Origin of the sequence: Actinomadura darangshiensis, from assembly GCF_004349235.1 — a bacterium.
In the GTDB taxonomy this organism is placed as follows: Bacteria; Actinomycetota; Actinomycetes; order Streptosporangiales; family Streptosporangiaceae; genus Spirillospora; species Spirillospora darangshiensis.
Window position 1 is genome coordinate 1 of sequence record NZ_SMKY01000456.1, and the last position, 5,008, is coordinate 5,008.

Here is a 5,008-nt window from a genome sequence, read left to right on the forward strand (position 1 = left end):
GCCTCGCCCCAGCCGACGATTCCCTCGCCGTGCCGGATCCAGGCCAGCGCGGACGGGTGCGGAAGCCGCGCGAGGAGGTCGCCCGGGTCGGGGACCGGGACGGTGCGGACGGCGAGTCGGTCCGGTGCTGTCACGGCGAGCTTCACGTGGCCCACTGTACGCCAGATTTGAACCTGTTCAAACGGGCGGGGTGGCGGTGGGCGGTGAGGTGTGCGCCACAGTTCGGCCCGGGGCGGGCCGGGGCGTTGTGGTGTGCGTATTCCCGTCCGTCCCGTACCCATGCACGGGGACGGGACGGACGCGGGACGGTGCGAGGGCTACCGGTCGCGGGCGGCGCCGGTGAGCTTCCATGCGGCGGGCAGCAGCCCGGCCGCGAGCGCGACCTTGAGGGCGTCGCCGGCCAGGAACGGCGTCACGCCGAGGTCGACGGCCTTGGCGAGGTCGACGTGGAGCGCGGCCATCAGGTAGGGGACGCCGGCGGCGTACATGATGGCGGTGCCGGTGAGCATCGTGCCGATGGTGCGCAGCGGGGTGCGGTCGCCGCCGAGTTGCGCGAGCCGTCCGACGACGGCGCCGGCGGCGATGAACCCGATGATGTAGCCGAGGGTGGGGAATCCGGTGCCGGAGGTGCCGTCGGTGAACCAGGGGACGCCCGCCATTCCGGCCAGCAGGTAGACCAGCATGCCCAGGCCGGCGCGGCCGAAGCCGAGGGCGGCGCCGGCGAGCAGCACCGCGAAGGTCTGCCCGGTGACCGGTACCGGGGTGCCGGGCAGCGGCACCGCGATCTGCGCGGCGACGCCGACGAAGGCGGCCGCGCCGGCGACGAGCGCGGCGTCGCGGGCCAGCGCGCCTGGCAGCAGGTCGCCCAGGACGGCGCGGCGCCGCTGGGCTGCGTGGGCAGTAGCCACATATCCTCCCAAAATGGTTGTGTCAGGCCGAAACCTAGCGAACGGCTGTTCCGGGATGGACGGCGCGGGGCTACAGAAACGGCGCCTCGGTTTTGTCGGCGGCCTTCAGCGGGCCGTGCGGGCGAGGTAGATCACGTCGGGTTCGCCGCGCGGCACCGGCACCTCGCGGACCTCCACCCGGGCGAACCGGTCGCGCAGCAGCGCCTCGAACGCCGGTGCCGCGTTGGCGCTCCACACGGCGAGGACGCCGCGCGGGGCGAGGAGGGCGGCGAGCGCGTCCAGGCCGGCGGGCGCGTAGAGGCGGGCGTTGCCGGGGGTGACGGTCCAGTCGGGGCCGTTGTCGATGTCCAGGCACAGCGCGTCGAAGGGCGGTGCGTCGAAAGGCGCGGCGCCGGCGCGGGCGCGGGCGACGTAGTCGAGCAGGTCGGCGTTCTCGACGGTGACGCGGGGGTCGTCCAGGGCGCCGCGGGACCAGGGGCGCAGCGCGGTGGCGTGCCAGGCGATGACGGCGGGTTCGCGTTCGACGACGGTGACGTGCGCGACGCCGGGGACGGTCAGGGCCTCGGCGAGGGAGAACCCGACGCCGAGGCCGCCGATGAGCAGCCGCACCGGCCCGGAGAGGCCCTCGGCGGCGGCGCGGACCAGGAGCCGCTCGGACTCGCCGTTGCGGGTGTCCATCAGGAAGACGCCGTTGCTGATGATCTCGTAGTCGGCGCCCGCCCGGCGCAGCACCAGCTCGCCCCCGGCGCCGGCGGCGCGTTCGACCACGGCGGGCTCCCCGGCCCTCCCCCCTGCGGATGTCATGCCCGGCACCCTAGCCGCCCCCGCGCGATGGTGATCGCGGGCGGTGTCGGCTACGGTGCCGGGCATGCCCGAGACACACCGTTCCGGCGGGCTGCTGGCCGGACGCCGGATCCTGGTCGTCGGCGCGGGGACGCGGCCGAGCGACGACCCCGCCGCCCCCGTCGGCAACGGCCGCGCCATCGCGGTGGCCGCCGCGCGGGAGGGCGCGGCGGTCGCGTGCGCCGACGTCGACGAGCACGCCGCCGGCCAGACCGCCGCGATGATCGACGGCGAGGGCGGGACCGGCCACGTCGTCGTCGCCGACGTGACCGACCCGGCGTCCTGCGACCGGGTCGTCACGCAGGCCGCCGAGCGGCTCGGCGGCCTGGACGGGGTGGTGTTCAACGCCGGGATCGGTATCGGGTACGGGCTGGCGGGCACGGCGCTGGCCGACTGGGACCACGTCCTGCACGTGAACCTGCGGGCGCCGTTCCTGGTGGGCAAGGCGGCGATGCCGGCGCTGGACGCCGGCGGCGCGCTGGTGTTCATCGGGTCGCTGGCCGGGACGAAACCGGGGTCGCGGTCGCCGTCCTATGACGCGTCCAAGGCCGGGCTGACCGGGCTGGTGCGGCACATCGCGGCCGAGGGCGCGCCGCGCGGCGTCCGCGCGAACGTGGTGGCGCCCGGCCTGATCGACACCGTGATGGGGCGCGCCGCCTCCGACGGCAACGCCTCCCGCGACCAGGTCGCCCGCCTCATCCCGATGCACCGGCAGGGGAGCGCGTGGGAGGTCGCCGACGTCGCGGTGTTCCTTCTGTCGGACCGCGCGTCCTACGTCACCGGGCAGGTCGTCCACGTCGACGGGGGCCTGTCCACCCTGCGCTGATCCACCCCGTGCTGACCGGTGCGCCGACCGGTGTGCCGACCGGCCGGACCCGGTGGCGGCCGGGAGGGCGGCGTCCTACCGTGGGGCCCCGTGGACGATCATGTGCGGCTGCGGCCGGTCACCGAGGACGATCTGCCGTTCGTCGAGCGGCTGCGCACCGACCCCGAGCTGAGCGGGCCGTTCCTGTGGGAGGGATGGTTCGATCCCGGCCGGCTGCGGCGGCGCTGGGACGGCGACCGGATGCTCGGCGAGGAGACCGGCAACCTCCTGGTCGCGGGCGGCGCCGACCGGCTCGGGCTGGTGTCCTACCGGCGGGTGAGCACCACCGCGCGGACGTGGTGCTGGAGCGTGGGGATCTCGCTGATGCCCGAGGCGCGCGGGAGGGGCGCCGGGACCCGCGCGCAGCGGCTGCTGGTGGAGTACCTGTTCGCGCACACCATCGCGCACCGGATCCAGGCCGAGACCGAGGTCGGCAACGTCGCCGAGCAGCGCGCCCTGGAGAAGGCGGGGTTCACCCGGGAGGGCGTGATGCGCGGTTACAGCTTCGTGCGCGGCCGCTATCGGGACGAGGTCCTCTACAGCGTCCTGCGCACCGACGTGGAGCTGCCGGAGGGCTAGCGGGAACAGCCCTTCACCTCCCGGCGTTGCCGTGTAACTATGTAATCATCCGGGAGGTGCGATGGTCCCCCACGAGAGCGAGCCGCCGCTGGACGCCTACTCGCGCGTCGTGTCCGCCGTGGCCCGCGAGCTGACCCCGCGCGTGGCGGCGCTGCGCGTGCGGCACCGCCGCGGGGAGGGCACCGGGTCGGCCGTCGCGTTCACCGGCGACGGGTTCCTGCTCACCAACGCCCACGTCGTCGGCTCCGCCTCGGGCGGGCAGGCCGCGTTCGCGGGCGGCGCCACCGGCGCGTTCACCGTCGCCGGCACCGACCCGCTGTCGGACCTGGCCGTCGTCCGCGCCGACGGGCCCGTCCCCGACCCGGTCACCCTCGGCGACAGCGACGCCCTGGTCGTCGGGCAGCTCGTCGTCGCCGTCGGCAACCCCCTCGGCCTGGCCGGGTCCGTCACCGCCGGGGTGGTGTCCGCGCTCGGCCGGTCCCTGCCGACCTCGCAGGCCGCCCGGGGCGGCGCCGCCGTCCGCGTCATCGAGGACGTCATCCAGACCGACGCCGCCCTCAACCCCGGCAACTCGGGCGGCGCGCTCGCCGACGCCCACGGCCGCGTCGTCGGCGTCAGCACCGCCGTCGCCGGGATCGGCCTCGGCCTGGCCGTCCCCATCAACGCCACCACCCGCCGCATCATCGGCGCCCTCATCCGCGACGGCCGCGTCCGCCGCGCGTTCCTCGGGGTGGCCGCCGTACCCGTCCCCGTGCCGGCTCGGCTGCGGGACCGCATCGGGCAGGACGAGGCGCTGCGCGTCGCCGAGGTCGTGCCCGCCAGTCCCGCCGACCGGGCCGGGCTGCGCCGCGGCGACCTGGTCCTCACCGCCGGCGGCGCACCGGTCTCGCACGCCCAGTCGCTGCAGAAGCTGATGTTCGCCGAGGCGATCGGGCGGCCGCTGCCGATCACGGTGCTGCGCAACGGCGCCATGGTCGACGTCATCGCCGAACCCGTCGAACTCGACGCCGAGCACGCCTGACCCGCGGGACGGTGCCGGTCACGGCCCCCGGAAGGTGGCGCGGTAGGCGGAGGGGGACACCCCGATCGCCGCGGCCAGGTGCTGGCGCAGCGACGCCGCCGTCCCGAACCCGGCGCGCTCGGCGACGCGCTCAACCGGCAGGTCGGACTCCTCCAGCAGCCGCCGCGCCAGCTCCACCCGCTGGCCCGCCAGCCACACCTGCGGCGACACGCCCGTCTCCCGCCGGAACCGGCGCGTGAACGTCCGCACGCTCATCGACGCCCGCGCCGCCAGCTGCGCCAGCGTCAGCGGCCGGTCCAGCCGGGCCAGCGCCCACGCCCGCGCCGCGCCCGTCGAGGCGTCGCGCGGCTCGGGCACCGGCAGCTGGATGAACTGCGCCTGCCCGCCCTCCCGGTGCGGCGGGACGACCGTGCGGCGCGCCACGTCCCCCGCGACCGCCGCGCCGTGGTCGCGGCGGATCATGTGCAGGCACAGGTCGATGCCCGCCGCCTCGCCCGCCGAGGTCAGCACGTCGCCCTCGTCGACGAACAGCACCGCCGCGTCGACCTCCACACCGGGGAACATCGCCGCGAACCGGCCGCACGACAGCCAGTGCGTCGTCGCGCGCCGCCCCTCCAGCAGGCCCGCCGCCGCCAGCACGAACGCGCCCGTGCACACCGACGCGACCCGCGCGCCCCGCGCCCGCGCCGCCGCCAGCGCCGCCGGCACCGGGCCGTCGCCGGGCCCGGTCTCGTCCAGCAGGTGCGACGCCGGCACGATCACCGTGTCCGCCGCATCCAGGGCCTGCAGCCC

At 76.3% G+C, this 5,008-nt stretch carries 6 protein-coding genes; 3 read left to right on the forward strand and 3 right to left on the reverse strand.

The window, feature by feature from the left end; all coding sequences use genetic code 11:
* Positions 1 to 317 precede the first annotated feature (317 nt).
* Both E1293_RS44410 and E1293_RS44415 read right to left on the reverse strand, forming a co-directional pair.
* Complete coding sequence (locus tag E1293_RS44410) at positions 318 to 908, reverse strand: biotin transporter BioY (RefSeq protein WP_132205770.1); 591 nt, start codon at positions 906 to 908, stop codon at positions 318 to 320.
* Between the two features lie 105 nt (positions 909 to 1,013).
* Positions 1,014 to 1,712: a spermidine synthase family protein gene (locus E1293_RS44415; protein WP_132205772.1), complete on the reverse strand. Its 699-nt coding sequence runs from the start codon at positions 1,710 to 1,712 to the stop codon at positions 1,014 to 1,016.
* 64 nt (positions 1,713 to 1,776) lie between these two features.
* Between E1293_RS44415 and E1293_RS44420 the strand changes: the two genes are divergently transcribed.
* The 3 genes from E1293_RS44420 to E1293_RS44430 all read left to right on the forward strand — a co-directional run bounded on the left by E1293_RS44420 (position 1,777) and on the right by E1293_RS44430 (position 4,216).
* Complete coding sequence (locus tag E1293_RS44420; protein ID WP_132205774.1) at positions 1,777 to 2,577, forward strand: SDR family NAD(P)-dependent oxidoreductase; 801 nt, start codon at positions 1,777 to 1,779, stop codon at positions 2,575 to 2,577.
* 90 nt (positions 2,578 to 2,667) lie between these two features.
* Positions 2,668 to 3,195 (forward strand): GNAT family N-acetyltransferase, encoded by a 528-nt coding sequence (locus E1293_RS44425; protein WP_165978688.1) that lies wholly within the window; start codon positions 2,668 to 2,670, stop codon positions 3,193 to 3,195.
* A 61-nt stretch (positions 3,196 to 3,256) separates the two neighbouring features.
* A complete protein-coding gene (locus tag E1293_RS44430) occupies positions 3,257 to 4,216 on the forward strand; it encodes a S1C family serine protease (RefSeq protein ID WP_132205776.1) in 960 nt (319 codons plus the stop codon).
* Positions 4,217 to 4,234: 18 nt separating this feature from the next.
* Here E1293_RS44430 and E1293_RS44435 read toward each other — a convergent pair.
* The coding region (locus E1293_RS44435) for a helix-turn-helix domain-containing protein (RefSeq protein ID WP_132205778.1) at positions 4,235 to 5,008 on the reverse strand (774 nt) is incomplete at its 5' end.

Excerpts from the sequence above, each read along its gene's own strand:
- E1293_RS44415 (WP_132205772.1), bottom strand. The coding sequence starts at position 1,712 with ATGACATCCGCAGGGGGGAGGGCCGGGGAGCCCGCCGTGGTCGAACGC.
- E1293_RS44420 (WP_132205774.1), top strand. The coding sequence starts at position 1,777 with ATGCCCGAGACACACCGTTCCGGCGGGCTGCTGGCCGGACGCCGGATC.
- E1293_RS44430 (WP_132205776.1), top strand. The coding sequence starts at position 3,257 with ATGGTCCCCCACGAGAGCGAGCCGCCGCTGGACGCCTACTCGCGCGTC.